The 25,933-nt window shown below is 69.9% G+C and carries 1 protein-coding gene (running past one end of the window); it reads left to right on the forward strand.

The genetic code is table 11. The features are described from left to right. Positions 1 to 25,933, forward strand: the 5' portion of a protein-coding gene (locus AB0F86_RS11800; protein ID WP_356985902.1) for a non-ribosomal peptide synthase/polyketide synthase. 18,392 nt of this gene lie beyond the right edge of the window; the window shows 25,933 of its 44,325 coding nt (coding positions 1-25,933); its start codon is at positions 1 to 3; the stop codon falls past the right edge of the window.

Below are 25,933 nucleotides of genomic sequence, written 5' to 3' on the forward strand. Positions count from 1 at the left end.
TTGGACCGGCTGGATTTCGGCGGAAACGGCGAAACTGGTGACGGACGTGGAGGCTCTTCGGAGTACTTCCCGCTCTCGCCCGCACAGCTGGGTATCTGGTACGCGCAGCACGTCGACCCGCTGGTGCCGATCAATATCGCCCAGTACGTCGACCTGCGTGGCCGCCTCGATGTGGCCGCGCTCGAGCGTGCGAGCGCCGGTGCCGCCACCGACCTCGAATCGGGCTGGCTGCGCATCGTCGAGATCGACGGCGAGCCGATGCAGACCATCGACCCCACCCAGGACGCGACGCTGATCTATGTCGATCTGCGTGGCGAGGCCGACCCGGAGGCCGCCGCCGCCGAGTGGATGCGTGCCGAGTACAGCCGCCCGCTCGACATCGTCCGCGACCGCCTGGTGCAGGCCGCCGCGCTGCAGCTCGAGGACGAGCGTTGGTACTGGTACGCCCGCGTCCACCACATCGTGCTCGACGGTTTCGGCGCCAACAACTTCGTCAACCGCACGGCACAGCTCTACACCGCCGAGGTCACCGGCATCCCGGCCCCGCCGAACAAGGCCGCCGATCTGCGCTCGCTCTACGAGTCCGAGATCGCCTACCGCGACAGCACCCGATTCCAGTCCGACAAGGAGCACTGGGCCCAGCGGGTGGCGGGCCTGGAGGAGGGCAGCAGCCTCACCGGTCGTTCGGCGCCGCCGTCGCCGGTCAACGACATCACCAGCGCTGCGCTGTCGCAGGACCAAGACGACCTGCTCGCCGCCGCGATCACCCGCCACGACAGCACCGCCGCCCCGCTGCTGATCGCCGGCTTCGCCGCCTACCTGGCCCAGATCACCGGCACCGAGGACGTCATCCTCAGCCTGCCGGTCACCGCCCGCACCACCGCGACCATGCGCCGCTCCGGTGGCGCGACCTCCAATATCGTGCCGCTGCGCCTGCGCGTCGGCCACGACACCTCGGTCGCCCAGTTGTTGCGTTCGGTCACCACCGAGGTGTCGGGCGCACTGCGTCATCAGCGCTACCGGCACGAGGACATCCGCCGTGATTCGGCGGGCGATGGCATGGTCTCCACGGAGTTCTTCGGTCCGTGGGTCAACATCATGTTGTTCGACAACCAGCTGCGCTTCGGCGACATGGAGGGCACGCTCAATGTGCTGTCCACCGGCAGCATCGAAGACCTGGGCGTCAACTTCTACCAGTCGCACGGCGGCACCCGCTCCCACATCGACTTCGAGACCAACCCGAACCTGTATTCGGCCGAGGAAGCGCGCACCCACCACGCCCGTTTCCTCGAGTTCTTCGACCGCTTCCTGGCCGCCGACGCCGAACTGCCCGTGTGGGCGCTGCCCGTCACCGGCGCCGAGGAACTGGAACGCTCGCTCACCGAGTGGAACGATTCCGCGCACGAGGTCCCCGCGACCACGCTGCCCGCCCTGCTCGACGCCCAGGTCCCGCGCACCCCGGACAACATCGCCCTCGACTTCGAGGGCGAAACGCTCACCTACGCCGAGTTCGCCGACCGGGTGAACCGGCTCGCGCGTTTCCTGATCGCCGACGGTGTCGGCCCGGAATCGCTCGTCGCCCTCGGCATGCGCCGCTCGCTGGAGCTGGTGATCGGCATGCATGCCGTGCTGCGCGCCGGTGGTGCCTACGTGCCGATCGACCCGGATCATCCGGCCGACCGCACCGCCTACATCCTCGAATCCGCGGCACCGGTCTGTGTGCTCACCACCAGCCGCGACGAGCTCGACCTGCCCGCTGATGTCGCGCGGGTGGAGATCGATCGACTCGACACCACCGGTTTCGACGCCACACCTGTGTCCGATGCCGACCGGCTCGCCCCGCTGCGCCCGGACAACACCGCCTACGTCATCTACACCTCGGGTTCCACCGGCCGCCCCAAGGGCGTCGCGGTCACCCACCACGCGATCGTCAACCAAGAGCTGTGGATGCTCGACGAGTACCGGTTGACCGCCGACGACGTGTACCTGCAGAAGACCGCGACCACCTTCGACGTGTCGCTGTGGGGTTACTTCCTGCCGCTGATGGTCGGCGCCGAGCTGGTCATCGCCTCGCCGGACGGGCACCGCGACCCGCTGTATGTCGCGGACATGATCGAACGCCACGGCGTCACCGTGACGGATTTCGTGCCGTCCATGCTCACCGTCTTCGTCTCGCACGCCACCGCCGCCCAATGTGCTTCGCTGCGTGCGGTTTTCGTGATCGGTGAGGCGCTGCCGCCGGAGACCGCCGCCGGTCTGCGCGCCATTTCCAGCGCCGGACTGCACAACCTGTACGGCCCCACCGAGGCCGCGGTCTCGGTGACCTATTGGGAGGCAACCGAAGCCGACACCGTCACGGTGCCGATCGGTATCCCCGAATGGAATGTCGAAGTCTACGTGCTGGATTCGCGGCTGCGCCCGGCCGCGATCGGTGCACCGGGTGAGCTGTATCTGGCCGGTCGTCAGCTGGCCCGCTGCTACCGCGGCCGCCCCGACCTGACCTCGGACCGCTTCGTCGCCAACCCCGTCGGTGGCCCCGGTGAGCGCATGTACCGCACCGGTGACCTGGTGCGCTGGAACAGCGACGGCGTCCTCGAATACATCGGCCGCACCGACTTCCAGGTGAAGTTCCGTGGTCAGCGCATCGAGCTCGGTGAGATCGAGACCGATCTGCTCGCGCACCCGAGCGTCAGCCAGGCGGCGGTGCTCGTGGTCGACACCGCGACCGGTCAGCAGCTGGTGGCCTACGTGGTGCCCGCGCCCGGCCAGTCCGCCGACCCGGCGACGCTGACCAGGTTCGTCGCCGAGAAGCTGCCCAGCTACATGGTGCCCGCGTCGATCATGGTGCTCGACGCGTTCCCGCTCAACACCAGCGGCAAGCTCGACCGCAAGGCCCTGCCCGAGCCCGTGTTCACCGCCGCCGCAGGCGATTTCCGTGCTCCGCGTACCGCCGCCGAACAGATCGTGGCGGGCATCTTCGCCGATGTGCTGAGCCAGGAACGGGTCGGCGCCGACGACAACTTCTTCGAACTCGGCGGCAACTCGCTGGTCGCCACCCAGGTCGTGGCGCGGATCGGCGCCGCGTTCGGCATCCAGTTCGGCGTGCGCGCCCTGTTCGAGACCCCGACCGTCGCCGGCCTGGCCGCGCGCGCGGAAGCTGTTGCGCCCGCCGAGATCTCGTCTCGCCCGCCGCTGGTCGCCCAGGAGCATCCGGACCGGGTGCCGCTGTCGCTGGCCCAGCAGCGGATGTGGTTCATCAACCAGTTCGACCCCGCCGCGCCCACCTACAACCTGCCCTTCGTGGTGCAGATGAAGGGCCGCGTCGAGGTCGATGCGCTCATCGCGGCGCTCAACGATGTTGTGGTGCGCCAGGAGTCGCTGCGCACGATCTTCCCCGACGCCGACGGCGGCTTCCAGCGGGTGCTCGGTGCCGACGAGTTCGACCTCGGCATCACCGTGTCCTCGATCGATCAGGCCGAGCTGGCGGCCGAGCTGGTCGACTTCGCGTCGAGGGGTTTCGACGTCACCCTCGAGCTGCCGATCCGGGTGCGGATCTACCGGGTCACCGGTGGAAGCACCAATGGCACACCGGAATACGCGGTCGCGTTCGTCGTCCATCACATCGCCGCCGACGGTTTCTCCTTCGGCCCACTGGCCCGCGATGTCGCCACCGCCTACCTCGCCCGCGCGGCGGGGCTGGCCCCGGCGTGGGAACCGCTGCCGGTGCAGTACCGCGACTACACGCTGTGGCAGCGTGAACTGCTCGGCTCGGAGTCCGATCCGGAGTCCATCGCGGCCCGCCAGATCGACTACTGGCGCCGGGCGCTGGACGGCCTGCCCGACCAGCTCGACCTGCCCGCCGACCGGATCCGCCCGCAGCAGCAGAGTTTCCGTGGCGCGCACCTGGCCTTCGAGATCGACCCCGAGCTGCACGCGGAGCTGATCGCGCTGGCCCGGGCCAAGGGCGTCACGCTGTTCATGGTGCTGCACGCCGCGCTCGCGGTGCTGCTGTCGCGGCTGTCCAACACCCGTGACATCGCGGTCGGCACTCCGATCGCGGGCCGTGGTGAGCAGGCGCTCGACGACCTGATCGGCATGTTCGTCAACACCCTGGTGTTGCGTTCCGACGTGGACCCCGGCCTGTCGTTCGCCGATTTCCTGAGCCGTACCCGCGACACCGACCTGGCTTCGTTCGGCAATGCCGATGTGCCGTTCGAGCGCCTCGTCGACGTGCTCAACCCGACCCGCTCCCAGGCGCGCCACCCACTGTTCCAGGTGATGCTGTCGTTCCAGGAGATGGCGCACGGCGAGCTGGAGCTGCCCGGTCTCACGGTGAGCGCCGACGAGCTCGAGGTCGCGATCGCCAAGTTCGACCTGCAGTGGACCATCACCGAACAGCACAGCAGCGGTGGTGCCCCGCAGGGCCTCGCGGCGGTCGCGCAGTTCGCGACCGACCTGTTCGACGCCGAGACCGTGCAGTCGTTCATCGACCGCCTGCTGTCGATCCTGCGCGCGATCACCGTCGACCCGTCGGTGGCTGTCGGTGACATCGATCTGCTCGGTGAGCAGGAACGTCTCGATGTGTCGCGTGAGTGGGTCAGTTTCGCCCCCGACGGTGGCACCGGGCAGTTCGCCGACCGGTCGACCACGCTGGTCGACCTGTTCGAATCCGCTGTCGCGGCCCATCCGGACAATGTTGCGGCCCGCTACGGCACGGAGTCGCTGACCTACGCCGAGCTGGACAAGCGCGCGAACGCGTTGGCGCACAAGCTGATCGCCGACGGCGCAGGCCCGGAGTCCCTTGTCGCGGTGATCCTGCCGCGTTCGCTGGATCTGGTCGTGGCTCTGCTCGCGGTGGTCAAGACCGGTGCCGGTTACGTGCCGGTCGACCCGACGTACCCGGCCGAGCGCATCGCCTACGTGCTCGAGGACTCGCGCCCGACGAGTGTGGTGATCGATGCCGACTCCGAGGTGGAGCTGGCCGACGACCTGCCCGTGCTGGTGCTCGGCGAGCTCGACGACGCCGATAGCGCGCCGCTCACCGACGCCGACCGGCTGGCGCCGCTGTCGCCGGACAATGTCGCGTACGTCATCTACACCTCCGGTTCGACCGGCCGCCCGAAGGGTGTCGCGGTCGCGCACCGGAATGTGGTGCGGCTGTTCGCGAACACCGATCGTGATTTCGGTTTCGGCCCCGACGATGTGTGGACGCTGTTCCACTCCTACGCCTTCGACTTCTCGGTGTGGGAGCTGTGGGGCCCGCTGCTGTTCGGCGGCACCGTGGTCGTCGTCGACTACTTCACCTCGCGCTCCCCGGAGCAGTTCCTGGATCTGCTGCGTACCGAGCGCGTGACGGTGCTCAACCAGACGCCGTCGGCCTTCTATCAGCTGGCCGAGGCCGACCGCAATGCCGGTCCCGGCGTCGAGCCCCTGAGCCTCCGCTACGTGGTGTTCGGCGGTGAAGCGCTCGAGCTGCGTCGCCTGTCGGATTGGGTTGCTCGCCACGGTGATTCGTCGCCGACGCTGGTGAACATGTACGGCATCACCGAGACCACGGTGCACGTGTCGTACCGCGCGCTCGATGCCGAAACCATCGCCGCCGCTTCGGGTTCCATCGTCGGACGCGCCATCGCCGGTCTGAGCGTGTATGTGCTCGACTCGCGTCTGCGCCCGGTGCCGGTGGGTGTCGCGGGTGAGATGTATGTCGCGGGACCGCAATTGGCGCGCGGCTACCTCGGTCGCCCGGATCTGACCGCCACCCGCTTCGTCGCGAGCCCGATGGGCGACGGCGAACGCCTCTACCGTTCCGGCGACCTCGCGCGCTGGAACCGTTTCGGCGAGCTCGAATACCTCGGCCGTGCCGACGATCAGGTGAAGGTGCGTGGTTTCCGCATCGAGCTCGGTGAGATCGAAGCCGCCGTGCTGTCGCACCCGGAGATAGCGCAGGCCGCGGTCATCGTGCGCGAGGACCAGCCCGGTGGTCAGCGCATCGTCGCCTACGTCGTCGCCGAATCGCACAAGCTCGACCTCGACGAGGTCCGCCAGTTCGCCGCCGACCAGCTCCCGGCCTACATGGTGCCCTCGGCGTTCGTGCAGCTCGACGCCATCCCGCTGACCGTCAACGGCAAGCTGGACCGCCGCGCCCTGCCCGCACCGGTGTTCGAGGTGCGCGAATTCCGTGCTCCGACAACGCCGATCGAGCAGATCATCGCGCAGGTCTTCGCCGACGTGCTCGATCTGCCGCGCATCGGTGTCGACGACGACTTCTTCGAACTCGGCGGCAACTCGCTGATCGCCACCCAGGTGGTCTCGCGCGTCGGTATCGCCCTCGATACCCGCGTTCCGGTGCGGATGCTGTTCGAGGCGTCCACCGTGGCTGCCCTGGCCGCCCGTGTGGAATCGCAGGCGGGCGACGGCGCCCACAAGGCCCTGGTGGCGCGCGAGCGGCCCGAGCAGGTGCCGCTGTCGCTTGCTCAGCAGCGCATGTGGTTCCTCAACCGCTTCGACACCGCCTCGGCGGTCAACAACATCCCGGTGGCCATCCGCCTGTCCGGTGACCTCGACGTGGCCGCCCTGCAGGTGGCCGTCATCGACGTCATCGACCGGCACGAGTCGCTGCGCACCGTGTTCCCCGACTCCGGCAACGGCCCGGTGCAGGTGGTCCTCGACGCCGCCCAGATCGTGCCCGACCTCACCCCGTACCGGGTCACCGAGGAAAACCTCATCGATCACCTGATCGACCTGGCCTCGATGGCCTTCGACGTGACCAGCGAAGTACCGCTGCACGCACGGCTTTTCGAGATCTCGGACTCCGAGTACGTGCTCGGCATGGTGGTGCACCACATCTCCGCCGACGGCTGGTCGATGGCGCCGCTCTCGCGCGACGTCATCATGGCCTACGCCGCGCGCACCTCCTGGGAGGCGCCGACCTGGGCCGAATTGCCGGTCCAGTACGCCGATTACGCGCTGTGGCAGCGTGAGGTGCTCGGCTCCGAGGACGACCCGACCTCGCTGATCTCCTCCGAGATCGACTACTGGAAGCGCGAACTCGCCGATCTGCCCGACGAGCTGGTGCTCCCCGCCGATCACCCGCGTCCGCCCGCCGCCAGCTACCGCGGCGGCACCTACAGCTTCGTGATCGCGGGCGAAACCCAGCGTGCCCTCATGGAATTGGGCCGCCGCTACAACGCCTCGCTGTTCATGGTGATGCACAGCGCCCTCGCGGTGCTGCTCGCGCGCTCGAGCGGGTCGTCCGACATCGCCATCGGCACCCCGGTGGCCGGTCGTGGCGACCAGGCGCTCGACGATCTCGTCGGCATGTTCGTCAACACCCTGGTGCTGCGCACCGAGGTGGACGGCGCCACCGCCTTCGCGACCCTGCTCGACCAGGCCCGCGAAACCGACCTGCAGGCCTTCGCCCACGCCGACGTGCCGTTCGAGCGGCTCGTCGAGGTGCTCAACCCGGCCCGTTCGCAGGCTCGGCACCCGCTGTTCCAGGTGATGCTGTCGTTCCAGAACACCAAGCAGGCCTCGCTGCAGCTGCCCGGCCTGTCGGTGAGCGGTATCGACTACGACGCCCAGCTGGCCAAGTTCGACCTGCAGCTGACGCTGACCGAGGTGCAGGACACCGACGGCGAGGTCGGCGGCATGTCGGCCGAGTTCTCCTACGCGCTCGATCTTTTCGAGGAATCGACGGTCGCCGCGTTCGCCCGCCGCCTCGACAACATCTTCGCCGCGATCGTCGCCGACCCCGAGGTGCCGGTCGGCGACATCGACCTGCTCGCGCCCGAGGAGCACGCGCAGGTCCTGGTCGACTGGAACGACACCGCCCACGCGGTGCCGCACGCCACCCTTGTTTCCCTGTTCGACGCCCAGGTGGAACGCACCCCCGACGCGGTCGCGCTGGTCTTCGAAGCCGAGCAGCTGACCTACCGCGAGCTGCAGGAGCGTGCCAACCGCATCGCCCGCAGGCTGATCGCCGACGGTGTGGGCCCGGGTTCGCATGTGGCCCTTGCCATCCGGCGTTCCGCCGAACTCGTCGTCGCCATGTACGCGGTGCTGCAGACGGGTGCGGCCTACGTGCCGCTCGACCCCGATCAGCCCGCCGACCGCATCGGCCACATCATCGAGACCGCGGAGCCGCAGCTGGTGCTCACCAGCCGTCGCGACGGTTTCGAGGCCGAGGGTGTCACCGTGCACGCCGTCGAGAACATCGAGGCGCCCGCCGATTTCAGCGGCGCCCCGATCACCGACGCCGAGCGGGTGCGTCCGCTGCGCGACAGCAACACCGCCTACGTCATCTTCACCTCCGGTTCGACCGGCCGCCCCAAGGGTGTCGCCGTCGACCACGCCGCGATCGTGAACCGGCTGCTGTGGATGCAGCACGAGTACCCGATCGACGCCACCGACGCGGTGCTGCAGAAGACCCCCGCCACCTTCGACGTGTCGGTGTGGGAGTTCTTCTGGCCCCTGCAGACCGGTGCGCGCCTGGTCGTCGCCAAGCCCGACGGTCACCGCGACCCGGTGTACCTGGCGCAGATCATCGCCGAACAGTCCATCACCACAGCGCATTTCGTGCCGTCGATGCTGTCGGTGTTCGTGTCGACCCTCGGTAACAACGGCAACGGTGACGCGGTGCGCATGCGTCAGGTGTTCGCCTCCGGTGAGGCGCTGCCCGCGCCCACCGCGCAGCGCCTGCGTGAGCTGACCGGTGCCCGCCTGCACAACCTGTACGGGCCGACCGAGGCCGCCGTCGACGTGACCTACCACGAGGTCGTCGACGCCGACGTGGAGTCGGTGCCGATCGGCCGTCCGGTGTGGAACACCAAGGTGTTCGTGCTGGATTCGCGGCTGCACCCCGTCGCCTCCGGTGTCGCGGGTGAGCTGTATCTGGCGGGCGATCAGCTCGCCGTCGGCTACCTCAACCGGGCCGACCTCACCGCCGACCGCTTCGTCGCCAACCCGTACGGTCCCGCCGGTTCGCGCATGTACCGCACCGGCGACCTGGTCACCTGGACCCGCGACGGTGAACTGAACTACCTGGGCCGCACCGACTTCCAGGTGAAGCTGCGCGGCCTGCGCATCGAGCTCGGCGAGATCGAGGCGACGCTGCTGGCCCAGCCCGGTGTCGCGCAGTCGGTCGTCGTCGTCCGTGCCGACGCGCACGCGGGCGATCAGCTCGTGGGTTACGTTGTGCCCGAACCGGGTTCGGCTCTCGATGTGGCCGCCGTCAAGGCCGGGCTCGCCGCCGAGCTGCCCGCCTACATGGTGCCCTCGGCGCTGGTCGTGCTCGAGGCATTCCCGCTCAACGCCTCCGGCAAGCTCGATCGCAAGGCGCTGCCCGCGCCCGTGTTCGAGGCAAAGGTGTTCCGTGCGCCCTCGACGCCGATCGAGGAGATCGTCGCCGAGATCTTCGCCGACCTGCTCGGTGCCGAGCGCGTGGGCGTGGACGACGATTTCTTCGCCCTCGGCGGCAACTCGCTGGTCGCCACCCAGGTCGCGGCCCGTCTGAGCAAGGCGCTCGACGCCGAGGTCGGCGTGCGCACCCTGTTCGAGGCGCCGACCGTCGGCGCGCTCGCCGCGCGGGTTGAATCGCACGCGGGCAGCGGTCTGCGCGCCGAACTCACCGCCCGTCCGCGCCCGGAGTACCCGCCGCTGTCGCTCGCCCAGCAGCGCATGTGGTTCCTCAACCGCTTCGACGCCGAGGACACCGGCACCTACAACATCCCGGTCGCGGTGCGCCTGCAAGGACTGCTCGACTTCCCCGCCCTGCGTGGCGCGGTCGCCGACGTGATCGCCCGCCACGAGTCGCTGCGCACGGTCTTCCCGTCGCACGACGGCACCGCCTACCAGAAGGTGCTCGCCGCCGCAGCCGCCATTCCGGACGTGGAACTGGTCGAGGCCGACGAGACCGACATGGCGACCTCGCTCTACGAGTTCGCCCGCCGCGGCTTCGACGTCACCGCGAATCCGCCAGTGCGCCTTCGGGTCTACGAGCTGAGCGAACGCGAGCACGTGCTGGTGATGGTGGTCCACCACATCGCCTCCGACGGTTTCTCGCTGCGCCCACTGGTGCGCGACCTGATGACCGCCTACGTCGCCCGCACCGCCAACGCCGAGCCCGGCTGGCCGCCGCTGGCCGTGCAGTACGTGGACTACGCGCTGTGGCAGCGCGAGGTTCTCGGCGACGAGAACGACCCGACCTCGCTGATCTCCGAGCAGCTCGACCACTGGCGCACCGCGCTGGCCGACCTGCCCGACGAGCTGCGCCTGGGCCACAAGTCGCGGCCGGCGCAGGCCAGCTACCAGGCGGGCACGCACCGCTTCGAGGTGCCGGGCGAGCTCGTCGACGCCCTCAACCGCGTGGCCCACGAGCACAGCACCACTCTGTTCATGGTCGTGCACAGCGCGTTCGCCGTGCTGCTCGCGCGCCTGTCGGGCACCTCCGACATCGCCATCGGCACCCCGGTCGCCGGTCGCGGTCAGCAGGCTCTCGACGACCTGGTCGGCATGTTCGTCAACACCCTGGTGCTGCGCGCCGAGGTCGACCCCGGCGTCACCTTCACCGAGCTGCTCGGCCAGGTGCGCGAACACGACCTGGCCGCCTTCGCCCACGCCGACGTGCCGTTCGAACGCCTCGTCGAGGTGCTCAACCCGGCCCGTTCGCAGGCGCGGCACCCGCTGTTCCAGGTGATGCTGTCGTTCCAGAACCTGGGCCGCACCACCCTGGAACTGCCCGGTCTGACCGTGTCGGAGCTGGGCATCGATCAGCACACCGCCAAGTTCGACCTGCAGCTCGCGCTGAGCGAGGTCCCGGCCGACGACGACAGCCACCTCGACGCCGAACTCGTCTACGCCACCGATCTCTTCGACGCCGCGTTCGCCGCCACCTTCGGCGCCCGCCTGCTGCGTGTGCTCGCCGCGATCGTGGCCGACCCCACCGCCCCCGTCGGCGACATCGAACTGCTCGACAACGCCGAGCGCGCCCTGGTGCTCGACCGCTGGAACGACACCGAATTCGCGGTCGACGCCGCGCTCAGCACCCCGAGCGACGACGACCCGGCCACCCTCAACGCGCTGTTCGAGGCGCAGGTCGCGCGCACGCCCGACGCGACCGCCCTCACGTTCGACGGGACGAGTCTGTCCTACGCCGAGTTCGCGGTCCGCGTGCGCAAGCTCGCCCGCTGGCTCAAGGACGCGGGCGTCGGCCCGGAATCGTATGTGGCCCTCGGCATGCGGCGTTCGATCGACCTGCTGGTCGGCATGTACGCGGTGTCGGCCGCCGGTGGCGCGTATGTGCCGCTGGATCCCGATCACCCGGCCGAGCGCATCGAGCACATCCTCGACACCGCGCAGCCGGTGTGCGTGCTGACGTCGGGGGAGAGCCTGCCCGCGGCCGCCGGTCGCGAGGTGCGCATCGACCAGCTCGACCTGTCCGGCCACTCGGCCGAGCCGGTCACCGACGCCGACCGGCATCGCCCGCTGCGCTCGGGCAACACCGCCTACGTCATCTTCACCTCCGGTTCGACCGGGCGCCCCAAGGGTGTCGCGGTGAGTCACGCGGCCATCGTCAACCGTCTCGTGTGGATGCACGCCGCCTACGGCCTGGCCGCCGACGACGTGGTGCTGCAGAAGACGCCCGCCACCTTCGACGTGTCGGTGTGGGAGTTCTTCTGGCCGCTGCAGGTCGGTGCGCGCCTGGTGGTCGCCAAGCCCGACGGGCATCGCGACCCGGCCTACCTGGCCCGGCTGATCGTGGCCGAGCAGGTCACCACGGTGCACTTCGTGCCGTCGATGATGGCCGTGTTCGTCACCGAACCGCTTGCCGCCGACTGTGTCTCGCTGCGCAATGTGTTCGCCTCCGGTGAGGCGCTGCCCGCGCCGACCGCGCAGCGCCTGCGCGAACTCACCGGTGCCGCGCTGCACAACCTGTACGGCCCGACCGAGGCCGCGGTCGACGTGACCTTCCACGAGGTCACCGAGGCCGACACCGATACCGTGCCGATCGGCGCGCCGGTGTTCAACACCCGTCTGTACGTGCTGGATTCGCGGCTGCGACCCGTTCCGGTGGGTGTCGCGGGTGAGCTGTATCTGGCGGGCGTGCAGCTGGCCCACGGCTACGTGGGTCGCCCCGACCTCACGATGGACCGCTTCGTCGCCGATCCGTTCGCCCCCGGCGAGCGCATGTACCGCACCGGCGACCTCGTCACCTGGACCCCCGACGGCGAGCTGGAATACCTGGGCCGCACCGACTTCCAGGTGAAGCTGCGCGGTCTGCGCATCGAACTCGGCGAGATCGAGTCCGCGCTCACCGCGCTGCCGCAGATCGCGCAGGCGGTCGTGGTGGTGCGCGCCGACGAGCACACCGGTGACCAGCTGGTCGCCTACGTCATCCCGGAGACCGGACAGAGCGTCGACACCGATGCGACGAAGGCCGCCCTGTCGGCCGAACTGCCGGTGTACATGGTGCCCGCCGCGTTCATGGTGCTGAACGCCTTCCCGCTCAACGCTTCCGGCAAGCTCGACCGCAAGGCGCTGCCCGCCCCCGTGTTCGCCGCGCGGGTGTTCCAGGCGCCGGTCACCCCGGTGCAGCAGATCGTCGCCGCCACCTTCGCCGAGGTGCTCGGCGCGGGCCAGGTCGGCCTCGACGACGACTTCTTCGAACTCGGCGGCAACTCGCTGGTCGCCACCCGGGTCGCCGCGCGTCTGTCGGAGGCCCTCGACGCCCAGGTTCCGCTGCGCGCGCTGTTCGAGGCGCCGACCGTCGCCGCTCTGGCCGCTCGCGTGGAAACCGCGTCCGGCCGGGGCTCGCGCGTGCCGCTGACACCGCGTCCGCGCCCGGAGCTGGTTCCGCTGTCGCAGGCCCAGCAGCGCATGTGGTTCCTCAACCGCTTCGACAACCGCACCGCCGTGAACAACATCCCGGTCGCCATCCGGCTCACCGGTGAACTCGACACGGCCGCACTGGAATCCGCCATCGCCGACGTGATGGCCCGGCACGAGTCGCTGCGCACCTTCTACCCCGAGATCGAGGGTGCGGGCTACCAGCAGATCCTGCCCGTCGACGAAGTCCGTTTCGCGCTGCCGGCCCAGCCGGTCGCCGCCGAGGATGTCGTCGCACGCGTGGTCGAACTGGCGAGCGTGCAGTTCGACGTCACCCGCGAGGTGCCGTTCCGCGCGAGCCTGCTCCGCGTCGACGACCGCACGCATGTCGCCGTCCTGGTGATGCACCACATCAGCGGCGACGGTTTCTCGCTGCGTCCGCTGCTGCGTGACGTGGTGGTCGCCTACACCGAACGCGCCCGCGGTGAGGTGCCTGCGTGGGCGCCCCTGGACGTGCAGTACGCCGACTACACGCTGTGGCAGCGTGAGGTGCTCGGCGAGGAGTCCGATCCCGATTCGGTCGCCGCGGGTCAGCTCGCCTACTGGACCGAGCAACTGCGCGACCTGCCCGATCAGATCGAACTGCCCGCCGATCGGCCGCGTCCCGAGATCGCGACCAATGCCGGTGACCTGTACCGGTTCTCGATCGACGCCGAACTGCATCGCGCGCTCACCGAGATCGCCCGTGCCCGTGGCGTCACCCTGTTCATGGTGATGCACGCGGCCCTGGCCACCTGGGCCGCGCGACTGTCCAACAGCACCGATATCGCCATCGGCACCCCGATCGCCGGCCGTGGCGAACGTTCGCTCGACGATCTGGTCGGCATGTTCGTCAACACCCTCGTGCTGCGCAGCGAGGTCGACCTCGGCGGGCGCTTCGGCGACCTGCTCGAGCAGGTCCGCAAGGTCGACCTGTCGGCCTTCGCCAACGCCGACGTGCCGTTCGAACGGCTCGTCGAGGTACTCAGCCCCACCCGCTCGCAGGCGCACCACCCGCTGTTCCAGGTAGCGCTCACCTTCGAGGCGGCCACCGCCGCCGACACCGGCACCGTGGCGCTCCCGGGTCTGGACCTCGACGTGGTCGACTTCGACCCGGGCACAGCCAAATTCGATGTGCAGCTCACCGTCGGCGAGGCCGCCGACGGCTCGCTCGCCATGTCCTGGAACTACGCCACCGATCTGTTCGACGCCGAGACCGTCGCCGCCTTCGGCGACCGCCTGGTCCGCATCCTGCGCACGGTGGCCGAGAACCCGGACGTGATCGTCGGTGACATCGACCTGCTCGGTGAGGCCGAACAGCGCGATGTCGCCCAGCGCTGGGTGTCCTCGGGCGCCGACGCCATCGCCCTGCCGGTGGTGCACGATGCCAGCACCCCCGCCGGCTACCGGCGCGGGCTGTTCGGCAACCGGCATACCACTCTGGTCGACCTGTTCGACGCGGCCGCGGCCGCCTACCCGGACCGGATCGCCGCCAAGTTCGGCGTCGAATCGCTCACCTACGCCGAGCTCGACCGGCGCGCGAATGTGCTGGCGCGCAGGCTGATCGACGACGGCGCTGGTCCCGAATCGCTGGTCGCGGTGATCCTGCCGCGTTCGCTGGATCTGGTCGTCGCACTGCTCGCGGTGGTCAAGACCGGTGCCGGTTACGTGCCGGTCGACCCGACCTACCCGGCCGAGCGCATCGCCTACGTGCTCGAGGACTCGCGCCCGACCAGCGTTGTGCTCGACTCCACCGTCCAGGTGACGGTGCCCGCGCACCTGCCCTCGGTGGTCCTCGACGGCTTTGCCGTGGAGACCGGCAATGTGGAGGACGCCGACGACGCGCCCATCACCGACGCCGATCGCCTAGCACCGCTGTCGCCCGACAATGTCGCCTACGTCATCTACACCTCCGGTTCGACCGGCCGCCCCAAGGGCGTCGCCGTCGCGCACCGGAATGTGGTGCGGCTGTTCGCCAATACCGATCGCGACTTCGGCTTCGGCCCGCGCGATGTGTGGACGCTGTTCCACTCCTACGCCTTCGACTTCTCCGTCTGGGAGCTGTGGGGCCCGCTGCTGTTCGGCGGCTCGCTGATCGTCGTGGACTACTACACCTCGCGTTCGCCCGAGCAGTTCCTGGAACTGCTGCGGGTGGAGCAGGTGACGGTGCTCAACCAGACGCCGTCGGCGTTCTACCAGCTCGCCGAGGCCGACCGGAACGCCGGACCGGGCCTGGCGCCGCTGGCCCTGCGCTACGTGGTGTTCGGCGGTGAGGCGCTCGAGCTGCGTCGTCTGTCGGATTGGGTTGCCCGCCACGGTGATTCGTCGCCGACGCTCGTGAACATGTACGGCATCACCGAGACCACGGTGCATGTGTCGTTCCGCGCGCTCGACGCGAAGACCATCGCGGCGGCGGCCGGTTCGGTCGTCGGCCGGGCCATCGCGGGCCTGAGCGTGTTCGTGCTCGACTCGCGTCTGCGCCCGGTGCCGGTGGGTGTCGCGGGTGAGATGTACGTCGCGGGACCGCAATTGGCGCGCGGCTACCTGGGTCGCCCCGACCTCAGCGCCACCCGGTTCGTCGCCAATCCGCTGGCCGGCCCGAACCAGGCCGGTTCGCGGCTGTACCGTTCCGGCGACCTCGCGCGCTGGAACCGTTTCGGCGAACTCGAATACCTCGGCCGCGCCGACGACCAGGTGAAGGTGCGTGGTTTCCGCATCGAGCTCGGTGAGATCGAAGCCGCCGTGCTCGCCCAGCCCGGCATCGCCCAGGCGGCGGTCATCGTGCGCGAGGACACCCCCGGTGACCAGCGCATCGTCGCCTACGTGGTCGCCGACGCCGAGACCGAACCCGACCTCGACGCCGTGCGAAGCGGCGCCGCCGAACAGCTGCCCGCCTACATGGTTCCGGCCGCGCTGGTGCGGCTCGAGTGGATCCCGCTCACGGTCAACGGCAAGCTCGACCGCCGTGCCCTGCCCGCCCCGGCGGTGCAGGCGCGCGCCTTCCGCGCCCCGGTCACGCCGGTGCAGGAAACCGTGGCCTCGGTGTTCGCCGACGTGCTCGGCCTCGACCGGGTCGGCGCCGACGACGACTTCTTCGACCTCGGCGGCAACTCGCTGATCGCCACCCGCGTCGTCGCCCGCATCGGCGCCGCGCTCGGTGCGACGGTGCCCGTGCGCGCCCTGTTCGAAGCGTCGACCGTGGAAGCCCTCGCGGCCCGGGTGGAGTCCCACACCGGCGGCACCGCCCGCGCGGCGCTCGTCGCCCGTGAGCGCGCCGACGGCGAACTGGTCCCGCTGTCGTTCGCCCAGCAGCGGATGTGGTTCCTCAACAAGTACGACACCACCTCCTCGGCCTACAACCTGCCCGTCGCGATCCGCCTCACCGGCGACCTCGACGTCGAGGCGCTGTCGCTGGCGCTGGCCGACCTCGTGCGCAGGCACGAATCGCTGCGCACCCGCTACCCCGAGCACGGCGGCACGCCGGTGCAGCAAGTGGTTGCGGCCGAACGTATTTCGCTGGATCTGCGCCCGGTCACCGTCGCTGCCGACCAGCTTTTCGAGACAGTCACCGAGTTCGTCTCCACCGGATTCGATGTGGCGGAAGAAGTTCCGTTGCGCGCCCGGTTGTTCCGCGTCGCGCCCGGGAACGACGGTGCACCCGCGAACGGCGTCGCGTCCACGCGCGACGGTGCGGGCGCGGCCCAGCTCGCCGGTTCCGGTGCGGCCGCCGAGCACGTGCTCGTCGTGGTGGTCCACCACATCGCCGCCGACGGTTTCTCCATCGCCCCGCTGACCCGCGACGTGATGCTGGCCTACACAGCCCGCGCACAGGGCACCGCGCCCGGTTGGGCGCCGCTGCCGGTGCAGTACGCCGACTTCGCCGTCTGGCAGCGCGCGGTCCTCGGCACCGAGGACGACGCCGATTCGCTGATGGCGCGACAGGTGGCTTACTGGCAGCGTCAGCTCGCCGGTGTTCCCGACGAACTCACCCTGCCTTTCGACCGGCCGCGTCCGGCCATCGCCTCGCTGCGTGGCGCGTCGGTGCACCGCGAGCTCCCGCCCGAGCTGATCGCCCGCCTCGACGAGGTGGCCCGCCGTCAGGGTGCCTCGCTGTTCATGGTCATGCACACCGCGCTCGCGGTGCTGCTGGCCAGGCTGTCCGGCTCCGACGACATCGCCATCGGCACCCCCATCGCCGGCCGTGGCGAGCAGGCCCTCGACGACCTCGTCGGCATGTTCGTCAACACCCTGGTGCTGCGCACCGGTGTGCGCCCGGGCGAGTCGTTCACCGACCTGCTCGAGCAGGCCCGCAAGACCGACCTCGACGCCTACGGCAATGCCGACGTGCCGTTCGAGCGCCTGGTCGAACTGCTCGCACCCGAGCGGTCCCAGGCCCGCAACCCGCTGTTCCAGGTGATGCTGGCCTTCCAGAACCTGGACCGCACCACCCTGGAACTGCCCGGTCTCGCCGTGTCGGCGCTCGACCTCGACGAGAGCGTCGCCCGCTTCGACCTCCAGTTCACCCTGTCCGAGCTGGGCGAACCCGGCCACGGCGGGATGGCGCTGTCGCTGAACTACGCCACCGAACTGTTCGACGAGGCGACGGTCGACACCATCGCGACCCGCTGGGAACGCGTGCTCGAGGCCGTGGCCGCCGACGCCTCGGTGACCATCGGCGCGATCGACGTGCTCGACGCAGCCGAACGGGCCGACCTGGTGTTCCGGGTCGGCGCACCGCCAGTGCCCGCCCGCACCCTGCGCAGCCTCCTCGCCGACGCCGCCGCGGCGAACCCGACCGGCGATGCCGTCGTGTTCAAGGGGACGACTCTGTCCTACGCCGAACTCGACGAACGTTCGAACCGCTTGGCGCGCTTGCTGATCGAGCAGGGCATCGGTGCCGAGGATCTCGTCGCCATCGGTGTCCCGCGCTCGGCCGACTCGGTGCTCGCCGCCTGGGCCGTCGCCAAGACCGGCGCCGCCTTCGTCCCCGTCGACCCGACCTACCCCGCCGACCGCATCGCCCACATGGTCACCGACTCCGGTTCGCCGCTCGGCATCACGGTCGCGTCGGTGCGCGACGGACTGCCCGACATCGCCACCGCAGCCGGGACATCCGCCGCACCGCAGATGCCCGACGCCGGGCCTGCGGACGGTGCTTCGGCTGCCACTCAGACGTCTGAATCTGCGGATGCCGCAGGTGCTTCGGCCTCTGCGGGGACGTTCGGCAACTCGGCCGCGGGTTGGCTCGTGCTCGACGAGCTCGACCTCGATCGCTTCGACGGCGGCCCGATCGCCGACGCCGAGTTGGTCCGGGCGACCACGCCCGAGCAGCCCGCTTACGTCATCTACACCTCCGGTTCCACCGGTGTGCCCAAGGGCGTCGTGGTCACCCATGCGGGTCTCGCCAACTTCGGCGAGGAGCAGGCGCAGCGCTACCAGCTCGACTCGTCCACGCGGGCACTGCATTTCGCATCGCCCTCGTTCGACGCGTCGATCCTGGAGCTGCTGCTCGCTCTGGCGCGCGGTGGTGCGCTGGTGGTCGTCCCGCCTGGTGTGTACGGCGGCGACGAACTGTCCGAACTGATCCGCGCCGAGCGGGTCACCCACGCCTTCATCACCCCCGCCGCCCTGGCGACCTTCGACCCGAGCGGCCTGGATTCGCTGCGGGTGCTGGTCGCCGGTGGTGAAGCGGTGCCCGCCGATCTGGTGTCGAAGTGGGCGGTTCCGTTGGCGGACGGCACAATCCGCGCCTTCCACAACGGCTACGGTCCGACCGAGACCACGATCATGACGAACATCAGCGATGCGCTGGTGCCGGGCGAGCTGGTCACCATCGGTGGCCCCACGCGCGGCATGCGCTCGCTGATCCTGGACGCCCAGCTCCAGCCCGTTCCGGTGGGTGTCGCGGGTGAGCTGTACCTGTCGGGCATCCAGCTGGCGCGCGGCTATCACGCCCGCCCCGGCCTGACCGCCGACCGGTTCGTCGCCGACCCGTTCGTGCCGGGGGAGCGGATGTACCGCACCGGTGACGTCGTGCGCTGGACGCCGGAACGCACCGTCGAGTACGTCGGCCGCTCCGACTTCCAGGTGAAGATCCGCGGCTTCCGTATCGAACTGGGTGAGATCGACTCCGCACTCGCCTCGCACGACACGGTCGACTTCGCCGTCACCCTCGGCCACAAGAGCACCGCGGGCGCCGTCTCGCTGGTGTCGTATGTCGTTGCCGCGCCGGGCCGTTCGATCGACGTGGCCGCCCTCACCGCGCACGTCGAGGAACGCCTGCCCGCCTACATGGTTCCGTCGTCGATCATGGTGATCGACCGGGTGCCGCTCACCCCGGTCGGCAAGCTCGATCGCAAGGCGCTGCCGGAGCCGGTGTTCGCCACCGAGGTCTCCTTCCGGGCCGCGCGCACCCCGATCGAGCAGACCATCGCCGAGGTGTTCGCCGAGGTCCTCGGCGTGGAGCGCGTCGGTGTCGACGACTCGTTCTTCGCCCTCGGCGGTGACTCGATCGTCTCCATCCAGCTCGTCTCCCGGGCCAAGGCCCGCGGCGTGCTGTTCACCCCGCGCCACGTGTTCGAGCAGCGCACCGTCGCGGGCCTGGCCTCGGTGGCCGAAACCGCCGATGTCGCAGCGGCTTCTGCGGTGACCCTGGCCGAACTGCCCGGCGGCGGCGTCGGTGAGATGCCGCTGACCCCGGTGGTGCGGTTCATGGCCGAGCGGTCGGGTTCGTTCGACCGGTTCAACCAGACCATGGCCCTCGAGCTGCCCGTCGGTATCGACCGGGCGGGGATCGCGGCCACCGTCGGCGCGGTCGTCGACCGCCACGACATGCTGCGCTCGCGTCTGCACCAGGTCGACGGCCGCTGGGTCGTCACCACGGCGCCCACAGGCACCGTCGATGTGGACACCCTGATCGATCACAGCACCTTCGACGCGAACGTCTCCGACGCCGAGCTGTTCGAGATCGCCTCGGCCGCACTCGATTCGAGTCTGGACCGGCTCGATCCCGCCGCCGGTGTCGTCGTGCGCTTCGTGTGGCTGGAGCCCACCGAGCCGGTGACCCCGACCATCTCGCTGCCCGGCACCGCGTCGGCTGGTGGCGCGACCTCGTCCGCCGATACCGAGAACAAGTCCGCGCGCCGGGCCGGACGACTGATCGTGGTGGCCCACCACCTCGTCGTCGACGGTGTGTCGTGGCGAATCCTGGTGCCCGACTTCGTCTCCGCATGGGGTCAGCTGTCCTCGGGCCAGCAGCCGGAGTTGGTCGCGCCCGCCACGTCCATGCGCGCTTGGGCGCACGCTCTGGCCGACGAGGCGCGCAACCCCGACCGCCTCGCCGAGCTCGACTTCTGGCGTGAGGTCGTGGCGACGCCCGATCCGCTGCTCACCGAGCGGCCGATGAACCCGGCCGTCGACGTGTCCGGTGTGATCGAGAAGCTGCCGGTCGAGGTGTCCGCCGAGGTCACCAAGGCCCTGCTCACCACCGTGCCCGCCCTGTTCCACGGTGGCGTGAACGACGGTCTGCTCACCGCGCTCGCCCTGGCCGCCGCCAAGTGGCGCACCCGTCGCGTCCCCGGCAAGTCCGACGACTCGAACGACGCCCTGCTGGTGCGCCTGGAAGGCCACGGTCGCGAGGAAGAGGTCGCGCCCGGTGCCGACCTGTCCCGCACGGTCGGCTGGTTCACCGCGATCTTCCCGGTGCGCCTCGACCTCACCGGCATCGATCTCGACGCCGCCCTGGCCGGTGGTCCGGCGATCGGCCAGGCCGTGAAGGCGGTCAAGGAACAGCTGCTCTCGGTGCCCGACAAGGGCATCGGGTACGGCCTGCTGCGGTACATGAACGCCGACACCGCCGCCGAACTGCCCACCGAGCTGCCCGGCCAGATCAGCTTCAACTACCTCGGCCGGGTCGCCGACAGCGACGTCCCCGACGCGCTGCGTGGTTTCGGCTGGATCCCGGCCTCGGAGCTGGCCTCCCTGGGCGGCGCCTACGACGCCGACATGCCCGCGATGGCACCGCTGGATGTCAACGCGATCGTCGTCGGCGACAAGCTCAGCGCCAATATCGGTTACCCGAGCACCCTGCTCGGCGAGGCCGAGGTCCGCGAATTCGCCGACCTGTGGGTCGCCGCGCTGGAAGCCGTTGCCCGGCATGCCAATTCCGCCGATGCGGGCGGCCACACGCCGTCCGACTTCGCGCTCGTGCGCGCCACCCAGCGCGATATCGACGTCTGGGAGCGGCGCTACCCGGAGCTGACCCAGGTGTGGCCGCTGGCCGCGCTGCAGGCCGGTCTGTTCTTCCACGCCCGCCTCGCCGCGAGCTCGGTGGACGTCTACACCGCCCAGGCGGTGCTCACGCTCACCGGTCATGTCGACGCCACCCGTCTGCGCGCCGCCGCCCAGGCCCTGCTCGACCGGCACGAGACCCTGCGCACCGCGTTCGTCACCGATCACGACGGCAATGCCGTGCAGATCGTCCTCGACAACGCCCGTGTGGCCTGGGCCGAACACGACCGCACTGAAACGAGCGAGTTCGCCGACCTCGTCGAGGCCGATCGCAACGCCCGATTCGACCTGGCCGAGCCGCCGCTCATCCGCTTCACCCTGATCCAGGTGGGTGAGCACGAATGGCGTTTCGTGGTGGCCAACCACCACATCCTGCTCGACGGCTGGTCGATGCCGCTGGTGATGCGCGACCTGCTCGCGCTCTACGCCCTGCACGGCGACGCGAGCGCGCTGCCCGCCGCCCGCTCCTACCGCCACTTCCTGGAATGGGTTTCCCAGCAGGATCATTCGGCCTCCGTTGCTGTCTGGTCCGATGCGCTGCGCGGGGTCACCGAGCCCACGCTGCTCGCCCGCCCGGACGCGAGCCGCGAGATCACCGCCCTGTCGGACGAGTACCTGTTCGACCTGGACGAGATCACCACCGGCCGCCTGGTCGCGCTGGCCGCCGACCTCGGCGTCACCCCGAACACGGTGCTGCAGGTGGCCTGGTCGATCGTGCTCGGCCGGATGACCGGTCGCGACGACGTGCTGTTCGGCACCACCGTCTCCGGTCGTCCCGCGCAGCTGTCGGGCGTGGAGTCGATGGTCGGTCTGTTCATCAACACCGTGCCGGTGCGCGTTCGTTTCGACGCGGCCGAATCGGTGCGCGAGGTGCTGACCCGAACCCAGGGCGAGCAGGCCGACCTGCTCGACCACCACTACATCGGCCTGGCCGAGATCCAGTCGGCCGCCGGTGTCGGTGGCCTGTTCGACTCGCTGGTGGTCTTCGAGTCCTACCCGGTCGACGCCGAGGGCATCAAGGCCCAGGCCGCCGACATCGACGGCATGGCCGTCACCGGTCTGGATGCCGCCGACGCCACCCACTACCCGCTCTCGCTCATCGCCCAGCTCGACACCCAGCTGCGCATCCGCGCCGGCTACCTGAGCGACCTGTTCGACGCCGCCACCGTGCACCGCATCGCCGAGCGCCTGATCCGGGTGCTCACCGCGATCACCGCCGAACCGACGGTGGCCGTGGGCGATATCGAACTGCTCGACGCCGCCGAACGCGCACTCGTCGTGCGCGAGTGGAACGACACCGCGCACGAGGTGGATCAGCGCGCCACCCTGGTCTCGATGTTCGAGGCGCAGCTGGCCCGCACCCCGCAGGCCACCGCCCTCACCTTCGAGGGGACGAGTCTGTCCTACGCCGAGTTCGCGGCCCAGGTGTATCGCCTGGCCCGGTGGCTCGTGGACCGTGGTGTCGGCCCGGAAACCTATGTGGCCCTTGGCATGCGCCGCTCGCTCGACCTGGTCGTCGGCATGTACGCGGTGAGCGTGGCCGGTGGCGCCTATGTGCCGCTGGACCCCGACCATCCGGCCGAGCGCACGGAATACATTCTCGCGACGGCGGATCCGGTGTGTGTGCTCACCTCGGGCACCGATCTGGAGATCGACACCGCGCAGGTCCGCATCGACCTGCTCGACCTGTCCGGCTACGCCGACACCCGCCTCACCGACGCCGAACGCACCTCCCCGCTGCGTCCGTCGAACACCGCGTACGTGATCTTCACGTCGGGTTCGACGGGTCGTCCGAAGGGTGTGGCGGTCAGCCATGGCGCGATCGTCAACCGCCTCGTGTGGATGCAGGCGCAGTACGGCCTGACCGCTGACGATGTGGTGCTGCAGAAGACGCCTGCCACGTTCGACGTGTCGGTGTGGGAGTTCTTCTGGCCCTTGCAGATCGGTGCGCGACTGGTCGTCGCCAAGCCCGACGGTCATCGTGATCCGGCCTACCTGGCCGAGATCATCGCGGCCGAGGGTGTCACCGTCACCCACTTCGTGCCGTCGATGCTGGCCGTGTTCGTCGCGGATGCCGCTGCCGCGCAGTGTGATTCGCTGCGCATGGTGTTCGCCTCCGGTGAGGCGCTGCCGCCCAAGCCTGCCCACCGCCTGCGCGAACTCACCGGTGCGGCACTGCACAACCTGTACGGCCCCACCGAGGCCGCGGTCGACGTCACCTTCCACGAGGTCGTCGACACCGACATCGACACCGTGCCGATCGGTGCCCCGGTGTTCAACACCCAGGTCTACGTCCTCGACGCGCGCCTGCGGCCTGTCCCGGTCGGTGTCGCGGGTGAGCTCTACCTCGCTGGCACCCAGCTGGCGCGCGGCTATGTCGCCCGCCCGGATCTCACCGCGGACCGCTTCGTCGCCGACCCGTTCGGTGACGACGGCGCGCGCATGTACCGCACCGGTGACCTCGTCGCCTGGACCGAACACGGCGACCTGGAATACCTGGGCCGCACCGACTTCCAGGTGAAGCTGCGCGGTCTGCGCATCGAGCTCGGCGAGATCGAGTCCGCGCTCACCGGCCTCGACGAGGTCGCCCAGTCGGTGGTGGTGGTCCGCAGCGACCAGCACACCGGCGACCAGCTGGTCGCCTACGTGATCCCCGCCGTCGGCCGCACCGTCGACATCGAGGACGCGCGCGAGGAACTGGGCAACAACCTGCCCGCCTACATGGTGCCGTCGGTGATCATCGTCCTCGACGAGTTCCCGCTCAACGCCTCCGGCAAGCTCGACCGCAAGGCCCTGCCCGCCCCGGTGTTCGAGGCCGCGGTGTTCCGCGCGCCGACCACGCCGGTCGAGGAGATCGTCGCCGCCACCTTCGCCGATGTGCTCGGCCTGGACCGGGTCGGCCTCGACGACGACTTCTTCGCTCTCGGCGGCAACTCGCTGACCGCCACCCAGGTCGCGGCCCGGCTCTCGGCCGCCCTGGAATCCGATATCGGCGTGCGCGAACTGTTCGAGGCGTCCACGGTCGCCGCGCTGGCCGCGCGGGCCGAGACGCATTCCGGTGACGAGCGGCGCGCCCCGCTTGTCCCGCAGCAGCGCCCCGCACGGGTGCCGCTGTCGCTGGCCCAGCAGCGCATGTGGTTCCTCAACCGCTTCGACCCCGAGTCGGCCGTCGACAACATCCCCGCCGCCGTTCGCCTGTCCGGCCTGCTCGACCGCCAGGCGCTGCAGGTGGCCGTCGCCGACGTGCTCGCCCGCCACGAGTCGCTGCGCACCTACTACCCGGAGGCCGACGGCGCCGCCCACCAGGTGATCGTGCCGACCGGCAAGGTCATCCCCGACCTCGCCCCGATCGAGACCACCGAAGCCGAACTGCCGCAGCGTCTTTCGCAGCTCGTGCTCACTGCGTTCGACGTCACCGCCGAGGTGCCGTTCCGGGCCGCCCTGTTCGAGGTGAGCCCGACCGAACACGTGCTCGCCCTTGTCGTGCACCACATCTCGGCCGACGGCTTCTCCATGGGCCCGCTCACCCGCGACGTGATGACCGCCTACAGCGCCCGCGTGGAAGGCGCCGAACCGGCCTGGCGTCCCCTCGAGGTCCAGTACGCAGACTTCGCGCTCTGGCAGCGTGCCGTGCTCGGTGACGAGGACGACGCCCGATCGGTGATCGCGAGTCAGATCGCTTTCTGGAGCGAGCACCTGCGCGGTCTGCCCGAGCAGCTCGACCTGCCCGCCGACCGGCCGCGTCCGGCCGTCGCCAGCGGTCGCGGCGCCACCCACACCTTCGAGATCGACGCCCGCACCCACGCGGCGCTCGCCGAGCTGGCCCGCACCCGTGGCGCGACCCTGTTCATGGTCACGCACGCGGCCCTGGCTCTGCTGCTCTCGCGACTGTCCGGTGAGTCCGACATCGCCATCGGCACGCCCATCGCGGGCCGTGGCGAACGCGCGCTCGACGACCTGATCGGCATGTTCGTCAACACCCTCGTGCTGCGCACCGAGGTCGACGGCGCGGCGAGCTTCAGTGAGCTGCTCGCCCAGGTCCGCACCAGCGACATCGCGTCCTTCGGCCACGCCGACCTGCCGTTCGAGCGGCTGGTCGAGATCATCAACCCGGCCCGTTCGCAGGCGCGTCACCCGCTGTTCCAGGTGATGCTGGCCTTCCAGAACACCGGCCAGACCAGCCTGGAACTGCCCGGCCTCACCGCGAGCGGTGTGGAGCTGCCGATCGATGTCGCCAAGTTCGACCTGCAGGTGGTGCTCACCGAGAAGCCCGGTGACACCGCCGGAATGGTCGCCGAGCTGATCTACGCGACCGACCTGTTCGACGCGTCGACCATGAGTAGCTTCGGTGCCCGCTTCACCCGCCTGCTCAATGCCATCGCGGCCACCCCGAACCGTGCCGTGGGCGACATCCCGCTGCTGAACGCGGCCGAGGTGCAACTGGCCGTTCGTGGCTGGAACGACACCGCCCGCGAGCTGCCCGGCGCGGGCACCCTCGTCGACGAGTTCGCCCGCCAGGCCACGGCGACCCCGAACGCGGTCGCCCTCATCGACCCGGCCACCGGCGAAACCCTCACCTACGCCGAATTCGCCGCGCGCGTACACCGTTTGGCGCACCGCCTGATCGAGGCCGGTGTCGGCCCGGAACGGCTGGTCGCCCTCGGCCTGCGCCGCAGCATCGACCTGGTGATCGCGGCGTACGCGGTGCAGGAAGCCGGCGGCGGTTACGTCCCGCTCGACCTCGACCAGCCCGCCGACCGCATCGCCTACGTGCTCGAAACTG

It is taken from the genome of Nocardia sp. NPDC023733 (assembly GCF_040639775.1).
Lineage (GTDB): Bacteria > Actinomycetota > Actinomycetes > Mycobacteriales > Mycobacteriaceae > Nocardia > Nocardia rosealba.